Genomic DNA, 16,845 nt, shown 5'->3' with positions numbered 1-16,845 from the left:
GGGATTTGTGCAAAGAAAAGATTATTGGAAAAAATCACTTTCAATTGCCTGGCCTGCCCTATTGGAATTCTTTTTTATATCCATAGCTGATATAATAGATACCTTTATGGTATCTGGTATGGGTCCAAGTGCTGTTGCAGCCATAGGTCTTACTACCCAGCCGAAATTTATAGCCCTTACCATATTCTTCTCCATAAATGCAGCCGTATCGGCCCTTGTTGCGAGAAGACAGGGAGAAGGAGACAGGCAAGAAGCCAACAAGACTCTTCTAACGGCTATCTATATAGTGATAGCCTTCGTAATCCTAGTAGACCTTGTGATGATGCCCTTCCTATCCCCAATCCTTAAGTTTGCTGGATCCAATCCTGAAACTCACGAGCTTTCTATAGCTTACTTTCAAATAATAATGGGAGGAATTATCTTTAATGCCCTAGCCATGGTCATAAATGCTGGCCACAGAGGTTGCGGCAATACACAAATCGCCTTCGTATCAAACCTAGTTAGCTCTGTCGTTAATATTAGCTTTAACTACCTACTAATCTACGGAAACTTTGGCTTTCCTGCCCTAGGCATAAGGGGAGCTGCTATTGCGACAGTCCTAGGAACTGTGGTGGCAAGTATCATGTGTACTATTTCTCTAATGAGAAAATCTTCCTACCTAAACTTCAATCAGTTTGTAAGAGTTAAGTTTTCCTTTAGCAAAAAAATCTCCAAGTCTATAGCAAGCCTTGGCTCAAATATATTTGTAGAAAATGTCTCAGCAAGAATCGGCTTTCTTGTTACAGCCATTACCGCAGCAAGTCTTGGAACAGAAATATTTGCAGCCCACAATGTAGGAATGAACCTACTATCCCTAACCTTCTCCTTGGGTAATGGTATGCAAGTAGCAGCCATCGCCCTTTCGGGTAATGCTCTAGGAGCAGAAGATAAAGAAGGAGCTAAGACTTACGGCAAGGTCTGCCAAGAAATCGGCTTTGCCCTATCAGTAATAGTTTCAATCATACTGATATTTTTCGGAAGACATATCTTCGGACTCTTCTTCAAAGATCCGGAAATAATAGAATACGGTGTGATTATTACAAGGTTCCTTACAGTAATAGTCCTCCTACAAATCTCCCAAACAATCTACGGAGGATGCCTCAGAGCGGCAGGAGATGTCAAGTACACCCTCTTTGTAGCCCTATTATCTGTAACATTCATAAGAAGTGCAGTCACCCTACTTGCAGTAAATGTCCTAAGTCTGGGCATCATGGGAATCTGGCTAGGAATCCTGTCAGATCAGGCATCAAGGTTTATTTGCCTAAGACGAAGATTCCATCAAGGAAACTGGGTCAACAAGAAAATATAAAACAAGGGAGAGCCTTTCTAATCGAGGTACTCTCCTTTTTCTTAACTCATTCTCAAATACAAATAACAAGTCAATCTGCTTGTCTTTTCTTATAAAATATGCTAGAATAGATACATCTTGGGGCATTAGCTCAGTTGGGAGAGCGCTTGACTGGCAGTCAAGAGGCCAAGGGTTCAAGTCCCTTATGCTCCACCATAAAATTCCAAAGACATCAAAAGGCTTCAATCACTGTTTTGTAGAGATTCAAACCTCTCGAAAGCAAGAAAAATCGAATTAACGTAAAAAGAACTGAATTAGTTATAATGAAAAATAAGAGGATTTGAGGCTTTTATTTATTTTCTTCTACATATTCAATTTTTTCCTTATCCATAACTGAATCTGGGATCATTTTGCTTGTTATACAAATTAGAAATGGGAGGACGATTGCATCATCCAAAATTCCTAAAAAAGGAATCATATCATTTATCAAATCAGCAGGCATTGCTGCATATAAAATTGCTCCAAGTCCTAAAAGTTTTGTAAGTTTTGGAGTATTTTTATCTTTCTTAGCCGTAGCAAAAAGAACAATCGATGAATTTTTAAAAGATAATGAAATGGAAATTTATCCTCCTACTTTTGGAAAAGATATCCTGTCTTTAATTATGGGATAGTAAAAGGGGAGATAAAAAATTGAAAAAATAATTTTTTCCAGTATAAATATTATTGTAGATAATTTGCAAACAATTACCCGAGGAGGTAAAATATGAAACTCTTTGAATCAATAAAAAATAGATGGGAAAAATTCTTGAAAAATCTAGCAAAAGAAAATCAAAAATCTTTTGGAAATGAAAGATTAGATTGTTGTTCATTGAACAAAAGAGAATATAAATAAAGAAAAAATGATCTCGGCGGAGACTGTGTAAAATTTTGTGTATAGGAACCTCCTGATTAGGATAAGTAAAAACTAATCAGGAGGAATTTTTATTCCATAAGAAATCGATCAGAAACAAAATCTCTAAGATGTTAATTGAAGAATATTAACAAGAAACAGCACAAGATTTACAAGATGCTCTAAAATACCTTTTAGGTAATACAATGGAGCATTTGTTGAAGAATATGAAAATGCATTAGTTTTAAATAAAATGTTAAAAGAAATTAGAATAATTGAGAATAAATATATTCCCACATACGAGGTTTCCCTAAAATATTATCCATACTGACCACTCAAGCCATGTGGATAGTGTAGTATTGATGTCAAGAAAATAAGATGATGGGTTATAAGACCGTTGAAATCAATGGCTTTTAAGAAAATCTTAAAAGCCATTTTTCTATTTGAAAAATACCTTGTGGGAACATTCCAAGTGTAGATTATTGCAGGGTGTGTAGACACTATGTATATTTTAGGGGGGGAGTGAACAGGATGGATAAGTTTAGGATACTCATTATATAATAAGAATGATATAATAATTAGGTTGAATTAAGGAGGTAATTATAATGAGTCCTTTAGTTGTATATTATTCATATTCAGGAACAACAAGAAGATTAGCAGAAGATATTGCGTTGATTACTGAGGGGGATTTGAGAGAGCTGAAGCCACGAAAACCCTATTCATTCTCATATAATACAGCTGTAAAAGAAGTGAGAGAAGAAATTGAAAAAGAATATTGCCCACCTCTTATTAAAGGGGCGGAAACTATTGAAAATGCAGAGGTGGTTTTTATTGGTTCTCCTAATTGGCTTAAAACTTTTGCCCCACCCGTGCTATCGTTTTTAAGAACGGTTGATTTAAGTGGAAAGACAATTATTCCGTTTTGCACGCATGGCGGAGGTGGTTTTGGGAGAATGATTGAAGATTACAAAAAGGAATGTAAGAATTCAATTATTAAAGATGGAATAGCGTTAAAAGGAGATTACAGTTTTGATGAACTAAAAACATGGTTAGATAGTAATTTATGAATCCCAGTTTATTAAACTCAAATAACCAAATAAAAGATACAAGAAAGCAATTCACGAAGCAGTAAATCAAATCGGTTTACTGTTTTTTTATTGCTCAAAATCAAGAAGAAAGGACAAAGAAAATGAAAGACCTAAAAGCAGTATACAAGGCACCAACAGAAGACTTAGCCTTAACAAATTTAGGAGTCTTTGAAGAAAAATGGGATAAAAAATATCCAATGTGTGTAAGCTCTTGGAAAAACAACTGGGCAGAATTATCGACATATTTTAAATATCCAGACGGAATAAGAAAGCTGATATATACAACAAATGCCATGGAAAACTTCAATAGGCAACTAAGAAAAGTGACCAAAAATAAAACCATATTTCCAAATAACTATGCTCTACAAAAAAGCTTGTATATAGCAATGGTAGATGCCTCAAGTAAGTGGACATATAGAATACGAGGCTGGGATCAAATCTTATCTAAATTATCAATATTTTTTGAAGGGAGGTTTTAATTAAGATAAAAATTTAGTATGAAATCGGGTGCAAATTTTCATGAAATTTTGACAGTTTATTAAGCCCAAGTACAATTAAAAAAAGCTCCATTCCTGTAGGAATGGACAAATATTGATACATAAAAAATGTATCAACCCTTACCCTTATATCAGGATTTAGGTTGATACACAAAATTATTTACAAACCCAAATTTACTTATTTGTACATTCTTATTGTTGATATAAAAAATAATAAGAATGTTGCAATACTTAAGATTACTTTTACTACTGATACTGTATCTCTATTGGTTTCTCGATGATACATAATGAAATTTATTACCATCAAAATAAGTGACAGCATTGTACCAATTAAGGTAAATCTAACTCTATCTTTAATAAATAGAAAACTCAACACAATAGAAAAGATACATAATGATTGAAAAATCTCTATATAATTATTTTTTTATTTTTCATAATTAATAAGTACCTATACTAAGTGGATAAGCTCTTAAATCATAAAGCTGGCCATTTCGATATATTTTTTCTCTTCTTACCCGCATAACAATTCCGTGATCATCACTAGGATGTGCCATGTTAACACCTCCTATAATTGTGGTTCCAACTCCTTATAGAACTTTTAATACACTAGGAACTGTAATACCAATCCCAGATAATATAGCAACTATACCTCCAGCTATATCTACTAATCCTCCTCCAAACTCAGATAATTCTTTATAGGAGAATTTAACATCTCCATATGAAACTTTTGTATAATCTTTAGAGTTACTATAAGATGCTAAATCACTTGATATAAAATTAGATGTAACTACGCTTTCTTTATCTTTTTCGACATTAAAAGTTTTCTTTGTAAAGGATGAGTATATCTTACCTTCATTCTTATAGTAGATAATTTTACTTTTTTCACCGTTTTTCAAATCCGTAATGATTGAGGTGCTTGTATTGCTATTTTCAACAATATCAATCTTATTATTACCGATTATTAAGGAGTCTTCTGATTGGTCATAATAAATTGCATCATTAGCGTCCTAATTATAATCAGAATTCGCAAAAGATGTGGATACTGATTCAAATAGAAAAATTAATGTCATAACATAGGCTATACTTTTTTTATTATTTTTTTCATAGTTTCCTCCCCTTGTGTAATATATTTACCATCTTCATTAAACCATTTACCCATTATACACATATATAAACACCTTATGTTAGATAAGAGATTAAGTGAAAAAATTATTTAATGAAAGTTACTTAGAGCACTCTATTATTGACAAATAATATTTACCTTGGTAAAATTACTAACAGTGTTAGCTAAAGGAGTTTTTATGAATGATGATTTAATTCAAAGATTGATTAGAAGTTTATATAAAATAGGTCACGGTAATTCTAGTAAGAAGTTAAACAATTCGGTTAGGGGCGAGAATATGGCCCTGGCTTTAATTAGCAAGAATAAGGGCTCTATCTACCCTAAGGATATCGAGAAAATGATGGGGATCTCTAGTGCTAGAGTCTCTAAGATTATCAAGGGACTCGAAGAGAAAAAGCTCGTCATAAGAAAGCCCGACAAGGAAGATAAAAGAAAAACTCTTGTTGTCCTTACCGATCGCGGAAAGAAATTTGAAAATCTCAGAAAAGAGAAGGTTCATTTCGCTCTTTCATCAATGCTAGAGCTTTTAGGAGAAGAAGATGGGGCCGATTTTGTAAGAATAATAGAAAAAATTGAAAAATCAATGCCTGAAATAAGAAAATTATGTGAAAAAGAATTTGGAGATTCAGCTTATGATAAAGATTTTGAAATATTTAAATAAAAAACAAGGCCTTCAAATATTTATAAGCCTACTTTTGATAGTAGCTTCTGTGTATTTGGACCTAAAGATTCCTGACTATATGGCAAAGATTACCATGTATGTCCAAACACCTGGCCACAGTGTAAGCGAAATTATAGGAGAAGGTAAATGGATGATCCTATGCGCCTTGGCTTCTCTCCTATCCGCTGTTTTAGTGGGTTACCTATCTAGTGTAATTGCTTCGTCCTTTGCGAAAGATCTAAGATCAAGGCTTTTTGCTAAGGTAGAATCTTTCTCCCAAAAGGAAATTAACAAATTTTCGACTGCAAGTCTTATAACAAGATCAACAAACGACATCACCCAAATCCAAATGGCGATTATAATGGGCCTACAAATCCTAATCAAGGCTCCAATCATGGCTGTTTGGGCCATTACAAAAATCTATAACAAGGGCTTTGAATGGACAGTCGCAACAGCTATCACTCTTCTTATCCTTATAGTTTTCGTGGCTATCGTTATGATTTTGGTTATGCCTAAATTTAAGATAATGCAGACTTTAACTGATAATATCAACAGGGTCCTAAGGGAGAACTTGACAGGGCTTTCTGTAATAAGGGCCTACAATTCCGAAAGCTACAGGGAAGATAAATTTGCCGAGGCCAATAAAGAGTTGACCCAGACCCAACTTTTTACAAGTAAGCTAATGGCGACACTCTTTCCTACAATTAACCTTGCCATGTCCATCTTAACCCTTGTGATTTATTTTATAGGGGCAGGACTCATCAGCGGAGCTGGTCTTATGGACAAATACAGCCTGTTTTCCGATATGGTCGTATTTTCTTCCTACGCCATGCAGGTTATCATGTCCTTTATGATGATGAGTATGATTTTTATTATGCTACCTAGGGCGGAAGTTTCTGCAAGCCGTATCAATGAAGTCCTAGATACCAAGCTTTCCATTGTAGATGGATCTAAAAAAGAAGCTAACAAAGATTGCCCTTATATCATAGAATTTGATAATGTTTCCTTCAAATATCAGGACTCAGAGCAATATATCCTAAAAGATATAAACTTTAAGGTAAAAAAGGGCGAGAAGGTCGCCATAATCGGATCTACTGGATCAGGTAAAAGTACAATCCTAAATCTCTTGATGAGATTTTACGATACAAGCGAGGGATCTATCAAGATAGATGGCCTCGATATCAGAGACTATAAGCTTTCTGACCTCTATAATAAGCTGGGTCCAGTCTTGCAGAAATCTTTCCTCTTTAAGGGAGATATCAAGTCAAATATTTCCTTCGCAGATGAGTCTTCCGATTTGGACAAAATCAAGAAGGCAGCAGATATTGCTCAAGCAAGCGAATTTATAGAAAAATATGATGATAAATTCGACCACGAGATAGCCCAACTTGGTAAAAACGTCTCAGGAGGACAAAAGCAAAGACTTGCTATAGCAAGGGCCATCTACAAGAACCCTGACATCTATCTTTTTGATGACTCCTTCTCTGCCCTAGACTTTAAGACTGATCGTGATCTAAGACATAGACTAAAGGAAGCATATCCTGAAGCTACAATCCTAGTAGTTGCCCAAAGAGTTGGTTCAATTATGGATTCTGATCAGATAATAGTTCTTGATAATGGAGAAATAGTAGGGCTCGGCAAGCACAAGGACCTTCTTCAAACTTCTAGAGTCTATAAGGAAATAGCTAGTTCTCAACTTAGTAAGGAGGAATTAGATGGCTAAAAAAGAATTTCAAAAACCTAAAAATTTCAAGAAAACAATGAAAGAGCTGATGGTCTATCTCAAGCCATATGTGTCTTTGATTATAATATCTCTTATAGCATCAATTGTAGCGACCGTCCTACAAATCATAGGACCTGACAAGCTTAAGCTTATCACAAACGAGATAAGTAAGGGGCTGCCTCAGATGGTAGATGACAAGCCCATAGTTAAAGCTATAGATATGGAAGCAGTAAAGAGCATATCCCTAACTCTTCTAATCTTATATCTGGCCTCCCTTATCCTAAACACAATCCAATCCTTCATAATGGCGGATGTGACACAAAACATATCAAAAAGCTTTAGAGAAAAAATATCCCAAAAGGTAAACAAACTTCCCTTTTCCTACTACGATACGACAAGCATTGGAGATATCCTATCAAGAGTCACAAATGACGTCGATACCATAAGCCAAAGTCTAAACCAAGCTATAGGAAATCTTTTAACAAGCATAATCATGCTAGTAGGTTCTCTAGTAATGATGTTGGTAAACTCCCCAGCCCTCACCCTTACCACAATCCTAAGCTCTTTTGTTGGATTTGTCTTTATGACTGTTATTATGAAAAAGTCCCAAAAATACTTTAAGGACCAACAAAAAAACCTGGGAGCAATCAACGGACAAATCGAGGAAGTTTACACAGGCCATGAAGTAGTAAAGGCCTATAATGCTGGCTCTAGGGTTATAGATGAGTTTGAAGTAACTAACGAAAAACTTTATACAAGTGCATGGAAGAGTCAATTTCTATCTGGCCTTATGATGCCAATCATGCAATTTTCAGGAAACTTCTCTTATGTAATGGTTTGTATAGTAGGAGGCGCCCTTGCCATAGAGGGTAAGATTTCCTTCGGTGTGATTGTTGCCTTTATGATTTATGTAAGACTTTTCACCCAACCTCTCTCCCAAATCGCCCAAGGCTTCAATACCCTACAAAGAGCTGCCGCAGCTGGAGAAAGAGTATTCGAATTCCTCAATGAAAAGGAAGAAGAAAAAGAAGAAGGTAAAATCTACCTAGATAAGGCCAAGGGCCAAGTCGAGTTTCAAAATGTTAAGTTCGGCTACAAGGAAGGTCAAACTATAATCAAGGACTTCAGTGTAAAGGTAAATCCAGGAGAGAAAATCGCCATAGTTGGCCCTACTGGAGCAGGTAAGACTACCATAGTCAACCTCTTGATGAGATTCTACGAGATAAACAGCGGAAGAATCCTCCTAGATGGGATCGATACGAAAGATATAACTAGGGTTAATCTCAGAGACCAATTCTGTATGGTTCTCCAAGACTCCTGGGTCTTTGAAGGAAGTATCAAGGAAAATATTACCTTTGGCCAAGAAGATATCGAAGATAGGGAAGTCATAGAAGTATGTAAGAAAGTAAATCTCGACCACTTCATAAGAACCCTAGAAGATGGCTATGATACAATCCTTAACGACAAAAATACCCTTTCTCAAGGCCAACTTCAGCTACTAACCATAGCCCGTGCCATGATAAGCAAGGCCCCTATCCTAATACTTGATGAGGCAACAAGTTCTGTCGATACTAGGACAGAGATTATAGTCCAAGACGCCATGGACAAGCTCGCCAAGGGAAGGACCTCCTTCGTCATAGCCCACAGACTTTCAACAATCAAAAACGCCGACCTAATTCTCGTTATGAAAGACGGCGATATAGTAGAAAAAGGCAAACACGACGACCTACTAGAAAAAGGTGGCTTCTACGCGGATCTTTACCAAGCTCAGTTTGAAAGAGAATAAAAGCTTTCAAATAAAGAATCGTCCCCTCATTAGAAAATCCTAATGACTAGGGACGATTGTTTTATCTTATTTATTTTCTTAACTTAAATAAGCCTAAGCCAGATATCTTTTCGTAAGACTCATATAGTGCTTGTAAAGGCTAGTGAATTTGTTCCTGTGGTTTTTCTTCCAAGGCTTATCCCTGCCACAGAAGTGAAGAACTACGGTATGATCCATTAGCCAAGCTAGGTCGGCTTGCTTTTTGCTGCGAATGAGATAAGAAGAATAGTTTCTCGCGTCATAATTATAAATCAAATCATCCAAAGGATAAATCCTATCCCCGTACATGGCATTAAGGATGTCTTGGTCTGGGAGGAGAAGATTCATGTGATTATCCTCAACAAAGGAGAAAATCTCGTCTGGGTCAATCTCCTCTCTCGCCCTTTTGAGATTAATTAGAAGCAGACCCGAATTGTAATAGTCTGTGTCAGTTCCTAGTCGAATCCTATTGACATTGTTGGCCATATCGGTCTTCCCTGTATGGCTTGCCGCAGCAAGGATATAGTCTGAGATATCAGTTCTAAGTAAATCGTCCAAGGGATTAATAACTAACATATCAGGGTCAAGATATAAAATCTCTCCCAAATTTTCCGGCAAAAATTCCCCCGCAAGGAGCCTATAATACATCTCCTTTGGATAGCGGTCGGTAACTTTCGCAAAAGAGAATAAATCGTCCGTCGCCCTTATTGGATAAAGAGTGTAGGAGAATTTCTTTAAGTCTTCCCCTAAATCTTTAAGCTTATCCTCTGATATCCTAGAGTGGATAAGATAGACATCAAAAATCCTTCCTGGATTATTTATGTAAATAGAAGTCATAAGGACTTTCATCTGTGGTATATAATTTTCATCTAAGGTAAGCAATAAAGCATCAGCCATAATTTTCCTCTCTATTTATAAAAATTTATGTAAGTATAATTAATTTATACCCAAAATCAGCTTATTAGCTTATGGAATATACGAAAGAAATTTGTTTCTATCATATAATATAGATAAAAATGGAGCAAGTCAAGAGATGTCTCGACTACGCTCGACATAAGGGAAGTGCGTATCGAAACTTTATCGTATTCACTAGCGCTCATTGTGGCTAATACCATCAGAGAAAATGGATAATCGAATTCACTCATTCATAGGCAAAAGTATAGCCTCAGGCTCTTAAGCAAATTAGAGTCTGAGGCTTTTTTTATTCAATATAATTTTTCTTTTTAGCTTAACCTATCCAAGCATCACATCTAGAACCATCATCACAACAAAGCCTGCTGCAAATCCTATGGTTCCTATGTTGGTGTGGTCTTCTCCTTCTCCTGTGGCTTCTGGGATTAGCTCTTCTACTACTACGTAGAACATTGCTCCTGCTGCGAAGCTTAGAAGATATGGTAGGATTGGTACCATTATTCCTGATAGGAGGATGGTTAGTACTGCAGCTACTGGCTCTACTGCTCCTGACAGTATGCCGTAGATGAAGGACTTGTGCTTGTTTACTCCAACCGCCTTTAGGGGCATGGATATGATTGCTCCTTCTGGGAAGTTTTGGATAGCGATTCCTAGGGCGAGGACCATAGCTCCTGCCATAGTTACTGTGCCGTGGCCATAGATTGCTCCTGCGAAGCTTACCCCAACTGCCATTCCTTCTGGTATGTTGTGGATTACTACGGCTAGGACCATCATGGTTGTCTTTCTTAGGTTTTCGCTTTTAGGTCCTTCTGGTGTGTCTGAGTCGATATGTTGGTGAGGGATAACTGAGTCAAGAAAGAGCAAGAATATTATTCCTACTATAAATCCTATAGCAGCTGGCATCCATGCCATTCTTCCCATTTTATCCTCTACCATATCCATGGCAGGCATTAGTAGGGACCAGATACTTGCTGCAACCATTACTCCCGCCGCAAAACCGGATAGGCCCTTTTGTACTCTTATATTTAATTCGTCACGCATTATATAGACACAAGCTGCTCCCAAGCTCGTGCCTATAAATGGGATCATTAATCCTAATATTGCTTGTGCGTCCATTTTTCTACTCTTGATCTATTTTCCAGATGTCAGCCGCATAATCTAGGATTGTTCTATCTGATGAGAAGAATCCAGCATTTGCAATGTTAATCAAGCATTTTCTAGACCAGTCTAGCTTATTCTTGTAGGCTTCGTTTACTCTTTCGTGAGCCTTAGCGTAAGACTTGAAGTCTTTTAGTAGGAAGTAGTTGTCTCCTCTTTGGCCTTCTTGTGGCTTGATTAGTTCGTTGTAGATATCTAGGAACATGTAGGATTCGTTATCTTTAAATTCTCCGCTTACGAGGCTGTCTACTACATCCTTGATATCTGGGTCTTTTGAGTAGTATTCTACTGGGTTGTAGCTATCCATTATCTCGTTGAGCTCTTCAACTGTAGCACCGAATCTGAAGTTGTTTTCTTCTCCAGCGTGTTCGAAGATTTCGATATTAGCTCCATCGAGTGTTCCAAGTGTGAGGGCTCCGTTTAGCATGAATTTCATGTTTCCTGTACCACTTGCTTCCTTACCTGCTGTTGAGATTTGTTCTGAGATGTCTGCTGCAGGGAAGAGTTTTTCTGCGTAGCTTACCCTGTAGTTTTCTACAAATACTACCTTAATCTTGTCATTTACGTCAGGATCTGCGTTTACTACTCTTGCAACTTCGTTAGCAAGTTTGATCATTCCCTTGGCTCTAAAGTATCCTGGAGCTGCTTTTCCTCCGAAGATAAAGGTTGTTGGAGTAAATTCCATGTCAGGATTTTTCTTAAGCTTGTGGTAGAGATAGATAATGTGTAAGACGTTAAGGTGTTGTCTCTTGTATTCGTGGATTCTCTTAATTTGGATATCAAAGATTGATTCTGGGTCAATTTTTACTCCCTCTGTGTCCAAAATATATTTGGCAAGCTCGTTTTTCTTTGTTTGTTTAATATCCCAAAGTTCTTCTAGGACCTTTTCGTCATCCTTGTATTTTTCTAGTCCCTTGAGTAGATCTAGTTGGTATTTCCACTCGTCTGTTCCAAGCTTTTCTGTAATGAAGCTTGATAGCTCTCTGTTAGAGTATACTAGCCATCTTCTTGGGGTGATACCGTTGGTCTTGTTGTTAAACATTTCAGGTCTTAGTTTATACCAGTGCTTGAAAGTATCAGCCTTTAGAATTTCTGTGTGGAGGGCTGCTACACCATTTACAGAAAATCCTACATAGATTGCAAGATTTGCCATGTGGATTTGCTCAAATCTTTCGATTCTGTATGGGTCGATTTGCTCTTCTGAATAGCCTTTTGCCTTAAATTCCTTTACTAGTTCTTCGTTAATCTTTTCGATTATTTCAAGACATCTTGGACTTACTTCAAGAACTATATCCTTATCCCATCTTTCTAGGGCTTCTTGAAGGACAGTGTGGTTGGTGAAGGCGAATACCTTTCTAGCAATCTTTAGGGCGTCTTCAAAGAAGATTCCATTTTCATCTACCAAGACTCTGATTAGTTCAGGAATAGCCATAATTGGGTGGGTATCGTTAAGTTGGATAACGTGGTATTTGGAGAAGTTCTTAAACTGTAGGTCTTCTGGGAAGTCTCTCTTGTATTTTTCTATCATATCTTGGATAGAGGCTGAGCAGAAGAAATATTGTTGTTTAAGTCTTAGGACCTTACCAGCTCTTTGCATGTCGTTTGGATAGAGTACTCTTGTGATATCTTCCGCACGGTTTTTTTCTGCTACTGCATCGTCGTATTCGTAGTTATTAAACTTAGCGAAGTCAAACTCTTCAAATGGCTCAGATTGCCATAGTCTTAGGGTGTTTACCCTGCCGTTTTCGAAACCTACTACAGGCATGTCGAATGGAACTGCCTTTACTTGTTGGTCTCTAAATTTTACGATTTTAGCATCGGAGTCTACTCTGATTGACCAGCCATCTCCGTCCTTGATCCAGCTGTCTCCGCTTTCTACTTGGAAGCCTTCTTCGATTTTTTGTTTAAAGATTCCTTCTCTATATCTTACACCGTAGCCTACAAGATCGATCCCTTGGGTTGCGGCAGAGTCCATAAAGCAGGCTGCAAGTCTTCCGAGACCTCCATTACCAAGTGCTGCGTCATCCTCGTAGTTTTCTATGGCTTCAAAGTCGATTCCAATCTCATCTAGAAGCTCTTTGACCTCGTCATAGATACCTAGGTTAATGAGGTTATTTCCCAAAGATCTTCCTATTAGAAATTCTGCAGATAGGTAATAAGCCTTTCTCTCGTTTCTTGTATTTCTCTTACAAGCTCTCCACTCTTCGTTGATTAATTCCATGATTGAATCGCATAGAGCATTGTATCTATCCTTATCGCTTGTCTCATCGAAGGATTTAAGGGTAATTCTTTGTAAGTTCTCTACGTAATTTTCAATAAATTTATTCTTTTTCAGTTTGTCCATAATTATATCTCCCATATATTTTTGACATTTCTTTTATTCTTTTCGCTAAATTATCATCATAATCACTGTCTATACTTCTCCACTTCCAGTTGTTACCAATGGTTGATGGAGAATTGATCTTGCTTTCATTACCATAGCCAAAGAAGTCTTGGATCTCAAACATTGCTATATCTGAAACTGACGCCATAAGGGCTCTTATAATCTTTGCTAGCTTATCGTCATCATCATCTAGGCCGAAATACTTATCGATCAAGCCTCTTAGTTCCTCATCTGCCTCATCCAAAAAGCCCTTTAGGGTGTCGGAGTCGTGGGTTGAGGAATATACTACTGAATTTCTCTCGTAGTTATGTGGTAGGTAGTTGCTGTCAAAGTTTTCACCAAAGGCGAATTGGATGACATTCATACCTGGGAAGTTGTAGTGGTTTTTAAGGTCATCAACTTCCTTGGTAATGTAACCTAAATCTTCTGCTATAAAGCGAGCTTCTGGATAAGCCTTTATAATCTTATCGAAGAGCTCGTAAGGTTTTGCTTCTTCCCACTTACCGTATCTTGCATTGTCGTCAGTAGCTGGTATTGCATAGTAGGCCTCAAAGCCTCTGAAGTGGTCGAGTCTTAGGATATCATAAAGCTTTAAGCATGCACCTATTCTCTTAATCCAGAAGGCATAATTACTTTCTTTAAGCTTATCCCAGTCATAGACAGGATTTCCCCAAAGTTGGCCGTCCTCGGAGTAGGCATCTGGCGGAGCTCCTCCAACTATAATTGGTTCTTTAGTATTTGGATCAAGCTTTAAGATATCTGAGTTGACCCAGGCATCACATGAGTCAAGGGCCACGTAGATTGGAAGATCTCCTATAATTTGGATTTCCTTTCTGTTGGCATATTCCTTAAGCTTTTCCCATTGTTTGAAGAACTCATATTGGATAAAGATATAGAAGTCTATAAGTTCTGAGTTTTTCTTCCTAAATTCCTTTAAGGCCTTTTTATCCCTGTTTTTTAGATCATCGTCCCACTCTAGCCAGCTTACATCGAACTTTTCTCTCTTGATTGCCATAAAGAGGGCGTAGTCTTCTACCCAGTCCTTTTCCTTAGCCCTAAATTCCTTAATCTCATCAGCCTTTAGGTCTTTTGCCTTATCGAAGGCCTTTTCTAGGATTCTATAGCGAAGATTGTATTGGATGCCATAGTCGACATATCTTTCATTGTCCCCAAAGTTTAGATTGTCAAGCTCTTCTCTATCCAAAAGCCCATCTTCAATCAGCATATCCAAGTCGATAAAGTAGGGATTGCCGGCGAAGGATGAGAAGGATTGGTAGGGACTGTCCCCATAAGAAGTCTGGCCTAGGGGTAAGATTTGCCAGTATTTGATGGCAGCATCGGATAAGAAATCGACCGCCTCGTAGGCCTTCTTGCCGAAAGTTCCTATTCCATAATTTGATGGGATGGAGAAAATCGGAAGGATAACTCCATTTCCCCTTGCTAATCTTTCTTGTTTTTGCATTATTTCTCCTTAAAATATATTAAACCAGTATAAGTTCTAAATTGTCTTTCAAAATCTTCTAGGATAAATCTGTAAACCCTCCCCCAGCTAGAAACAACTACCTCGTGCTTATCGCCGACTCTGTTAAGCTCCGTGATGCATACTCCGTGATGCTTCATGACCTTAATGTCATTGGATAGCCAATTTATAATTATCGGTGGAGAATCTTCACTTAGGGCTTCTTCGATAAAGACGATTTTCTTTGTTAGGGGTCTTTTATTTACCATTGTCTCTGTGAGAGTCTTAGACTCTAGAGAAATATCAAAATCCTCCCTCACCCTGTCAAGCCTCCTGTCGAGGCTTTTTACAGTAGGGACTCCATTAGCCCGAGGTCTCAGACTCCTAAAGAAGTAGTAGTGGTATTCGTTATATAAGTCCATAGAAAGTTCTCTTTCCTTGTGGAAAAGATAGAAATAGACATTAGTCATGGCTGTTACCACGCATGACCTATCCCTATAAAATTTCGATACATTTTTTCTCTCAAGCGAATTCTGAAAACCTCCGTAATAGGTCTTATCTTTCTCTATTACAGGTACGAATTCGCCGTAGGCTGATCTACTGAGCTTCATGAATATCTATATCCTCCATGGTGTATTTCTCATTCTTCTTTTCTTCGATCATCTTATCTGTTATTTCCTTAGCCTTAAGCTTATTATCAATAAACTCATGAAAGAGCGTATATATTACAGAAGCTACAGGAATACCGATAAGCATACCCCATATGCCAAAGAGCGACCCACCTATTGTAATTGCTGCAAGGACCCATACTGCAGGAAGGCCAATCTTCTCTCCAGCTATGGCAGGATAGATAATATTTTCTTGGATTTGCTGGATTATTACATCATAGATTAGGAAAATTAAAGCCTTGACTGGACTTTCCAAAAATATAATGACTGCCGATAGACCTGCACCAACTATGGGACCAAAGATTGGAATTAAATCTGACACTCCCACAAAAAGCGAGATGACCCCAGCGTTGGGGATGCCCATAATAAACATGCCCACAAAGGTTAAGGCTGATAGGGTAACCACAGCTATAAGCCTTGAGAAAATATAATCCTTGAAGGTGTTATAAGATAGGGATAGGACCTTGTTTATATAATCCGCCTTCTTTTCACTCATCAAAGCATAGATAATCCTTGTTCCATTTGTCTTTAGCATATCCTTATAGATTAGGACAAAAATCGAAAAGACAATTATCGTAAAGATCGTAATCAAAGAAGAGCTTACTGAGTTAAGGACTCCTGTAGTTAGACTAAAAAGATTAGTCTTCTTGTCTGTTATAAAATTCATTACAGCATTTCTCACCTCATACCAGCCGAATGAATTCACATATTCGTAGAACTTATCAGCATAAGGCCTTGTTATAGCGTGACTGTTCAAAGTCTCGTAAGTTTCTCTAATAAACTCAGGCCACCTATTGAAGAAGGAGAAGATGACTGCAACAATCCTTGGAATCAGGATGTTTAAAAATAAAATCAAGCAACATATAATAAGTACCCATGATACAAATAAAGATAATGCACTTATCCTTTTCCTATACTTCTTATCTGGGAAGTTTGCTCTGAGTTTTCTTTCAAAATAATTCATAGGAATACTCACTAGATAAGCAATCATCCCTCCTATGATAAAGGGCTGGAAGACTCCAACTACCCTAGCGAGGCCATCTTTTATAACTGGAAAATACCAGAAGGCAAAAAATAATATAATACCATAACAAATAACCTTTAATAAATCTCTAGATTTTTTATCTAGTTTTTCCATATCTACCTCCATTAC

The 16,845-nt window shown here is 37.3% G+C and carries 15 protein-coding genes and 1 tRNA gene; 8 read left to right on the top strand and 8 right to left on the bottom strand.

Annotated elements, in window-relative coordinates; all coding sequences use genetic code 11:
- Positions 1–7: 7 nt before the first annotated feature.
- A complete protein-coding gene (locus APRE_RS02275) occupies positions 8–1,348 on the top strand; it encodes an MATE family efflux transporter (protein WP_015777386.1) in 1,341 nt (446 codons plus the stop codon).
- A gap of 119 nt (positions 1,349–1,467) precedes the next feature.
- Positions 1,468–1,543 (top strand) — tRNA-Ala (locus APRE_RS02270).
- A 133-nt stretch (positions 1,544–1,676) separates the two neighbouring features.
- On the opposite strand, the gene APRE_RS10020 is transcribed toward APRE_RS02270, so the two are convergent.
- Positions 1,677–1,829, bottom strand: coding sequence for a YkvA family protein (locus tag APRE_RS10020; RefSeq protein ID WP_015777385.1), 153 nt, complete (start codon positions 1,827–1,829; stop codon positions 1,677–1,679).
- 261 nt (positions 1,830–2,090) lie between these two features.
- Here APRE_RS10020 and APRE_RS09880 point away from each other — a divergent pair, with 261 nt between their 5' ends.
- The 3 genes from APRE_RS09880 (at position 2,091) to APRE_RS02255 (ending at position 3,783) form a co-directional block, all read left to right on the top strand.
- Positions 2,091–2,219 carry an LDCC motif putative metal-binding protein gene (locus APRE_RS09880; RefSeq protein ID WP_015777384.1) on the top strand — a complete coding sequence of 43 codons (129 nt, stop codon included), beginning with the start codon at positions 2,091–2,093 and terminating at the stop codon, positions 2,217–2,219.
- Between the two features lie 602 nt (positions 2,220–2,821).
- Positions 2,822–3,283: a flavodoxin gene (locus APRE_RS02260; RefSeq protein ID WP_015777383.1), complete on the top strand. Its 462-nt coding sequence runs from the start codon at positions 2,822–2,824 to the stop codon at positions 3,281–3,283.
- A gap of 65 nt (positions 3,284–3,348) precedes the next feature.
- Positions 3,349–3,783 (top strand): transposase, encoded by a 435-nt coding sequence (locus tag APRE_RS02255; RefSeq protein ID WP_338025056.1) that lies wholly within the window; start codon positions 3,349–3,351, stop codon positions 3,781–3,783.
- Between the two features lie 605 nt (positions 3,784–4,388).
- Here the strand turns inward: APRE_RS02255 and APRE_RS02250 are convergent.
- On the bottom strand, positions 4,389–4,697 hold the full coding sequence (locus APRE_RS02250; RefSeq protein WP_015777381.1) for a hypothetical protein: 309 nt from the start codon (positions 4,695–4,697) through the stop codon (positions 4,389–4,391).
- A 405-nt stretch (positions 4,698–5,102) separates the two neighbouring features.
- On the opposite strand from APRE_RS02250, the gene APRE_RS02245 reads away from it, so the two are divergent.
- The 3 genes from APRE_RS02245 to APRE_RS02235 are packed head-to-tail and all read left to right on the top strand — an operon-like array spanning position 5,103 to position 9,094.
- Complete coding sequence (locus tag APRE_RS02245; protein ID WP_015777380.1) at positions 5,103–5,585, top strand: MarR family winged helix-turn-helix transcriptional regulator; 483 nt, start codon at positions 5,103–5,105, stop codon at positions 5,583–5,585.
- Positions 5,557–7,308 (top strand): ABC transporter ATP-binding protein, encoded by a 1,752-nt coding sequence (locus APRE_RS02240; RefSeq protein ID WP_015777379.1) that lies wholly within the window; start codon positions 5,557–5,559, stop codon positions 7,306–7,308. The genes APRE_RS02245 and APRE_RS02240 overlap by 29 nt, the downstream gene beginning before the upstream one ends.
- Positions 7,301–9,094, top strand: coding sequence for an ABC transporter ATP-binding protein (locus APRE_RS02235; protein ID WP_015777378.1), 1,794 nt, complete (start codon positions 7,301–7,303; stop codon positions 9,092–9,094). Before APRE_RS02240 ends, APRE_RS02235 begins: the two co-directional genes overlap by 8 nt.
- A gap of 93 nt (positions 9,095–9,187) precedes the next feature.
- Here the strand turns inward: APRE_RS02235 and APRE_RS02230 are convergent, their stop codons facing one another.
- The 6 genes from APRE_RS02230 to APRE_RS02205 form a co-directional block, all read right to left on the bottom strand.
- A complete protein-coding gene (locus APRE_RS02230) occupies positions 9,188–10,009 on the bottom strand; it encodes a glycosyltransferase family 8 protein (RefSeq protein ID WP_015777377.1) in 822 nt (273 codons plus the stop codon).
- Positions 10,010–10,345: 336 nt separating this feature from the next.
- On the bottom strand, positions 10,346–11,140 hold the full coding sequence (locus APRE_RS02225) for a ZIP family metal transporter (protein ID WP_015777376.1): 795 nt from the start codon (positions 11,138–11,140) through the stop codon (positions 10,346–10,348).
- A 4-nt stretch (positions 11,141–11,144) separates the two neighbouring features.
- Positions 11,145–13,526 carry a glycogen/starch/alpha-glucan phosphorylase gene (locus APRE_RS02220; RefSeq protein WP_015777375.1) on the bottom strand — a complete coding sequence of 794 codons (2,382 nt, stop codon included), beginning with the start codon at positions 13,524–13,526 and terminating at the stop codon, positions 11,145–11,147.
- Entirely contained in the window at positions 13,504–15,027 is a 1,524-nt protein-coding gene (gene malQ / locus APRE_RS02215; RefSeq protein WP_015777374.1) for a 4-alpha-glucanotransferase, read from the bottom strand. Before malQ ends, APRE_RS02220 begins: the two co-directional genes overlap by 23 nt.
- The gene (locus APRE_RS02210; RefSeq protein ID WP_015777373.1) at positions 15,027–15,635 is read right to left on the bottom strand and encodes a hypothetical protein; all 609 of its coding nucleotides are present in this window, start codon (positions 15,633–15,635) and stop codon (positions 15,027–15,029) included. Before APRE_RS02210 ends, malQ begins: the two co-directional genes overlap by 1 nt.
- Complete coding sequence (locus APRE_RS02205; RefSeq protein ID WP_015777372.1) at positions 15,622–16,830, bottom strand: AI-2E family transporter; 1,209 nt, start codon at positions 16,828–16,830, stop codon at positions 15,622–15,624. Before APRE_RS02205 ends, APRE_RS02210 begins: the two co-directional genes overlap by 14 nt.
- Between the last annotated feature and the right edge of the window lie 15 nt (positions 16,831–16,845).

This window comes from Anaerococcus prevotii DSM 20548, from assembly GCF_000024105.1.
In the GTDB taxonomy this organism is placed as follows: Bacteria; Bacillota; Clostridia; order Tissierellales; family Peptoniphilaceae; genus Anaerococcus; species Anaerococcus prevotii.
This window is presented reverse-complemented; position numbering and strand designations above follow the sequence as displayed.

Coding starts and splice junctions, on each gene's coding strand:
- APRE_RS10020 (WP_015777385.1), bottom strand. CDS start 1,829: ATGCCTGCTGATTTGATAAATGATATGATTCCTTTTTTAGGAATTTTG.
- APRE_RS09880 (WP_015777384.1), top strand. CDS start 2,091: ATGAAACTCTTTGAATCAATAAAAAATAGATGGGAAAAATTCTTGAAA.
- APRE_RS02260 (WP_015777383.1), top strand. CDS start 2,822: ATGAGTCCTTTAGTTGTATATTATTCATATTCAGGAACAACAAGAAGA.
- APRE_RS02245 (WP_015777380.1), top strand. CDS start 5,103: ATGAATGATGATTTAATTCAAAGATTGATTAGAAGTTTATATAAAATA.
- APRE_RS02240 (WP_015777379.1), top strand. CDS start 5,557: ATGATAAAGATTTTGAAATATTTAAATAAAAAACAAGGCCTTCAAATA.
- APRE_RS02235 (WP_015777378.1), top strand. CDS start 7,301: ATGGCTAAAAAAGAATTTCAAAAACCTAAAAATTTCAAGAAAACAATG.
- APRE_RS02230 (WP_015777377.1), bottom strand. CDS start 10,009: ATGGCTGATGCTTTATTGCTTACCTTAGATGAAAATTATATACCACAG.
- APRE_RS02225 (WP_015777376.1), bottom strand. CDS start 11,140: ATGGACGCACAAGCAATATTAGGATTAATGATCCCATTTATAGGCACG.
- APRE_RS02220 (WP_015777375.1), bottom strand. CDS start 13,526: ATGGACAAACTGAAAAAGAATAAATTTATTGAAAATTACGTAGAGAAC.
- malQ (WP_015777374.1), bottom strand. CDS start 15,027: ATGCAAAAACAAGAAAGATTAGCAAGGGGAAATGGAGTTATCCTTCCG.
- APRE_RS02210 (WP_015777373.1), bottom strand. CDS start 15,635: ATGAAGCTCAGTAGATCAGCCTACGGCGAATTCGTACCTGTAATAGAG.
- APRE_RS02205 (WP_015777372.1), bottom strand. CDS start 16,830: ATGGAAAAACTAGATAAAAAATCTAGAGATTTATTAAAGGTTATTTGT.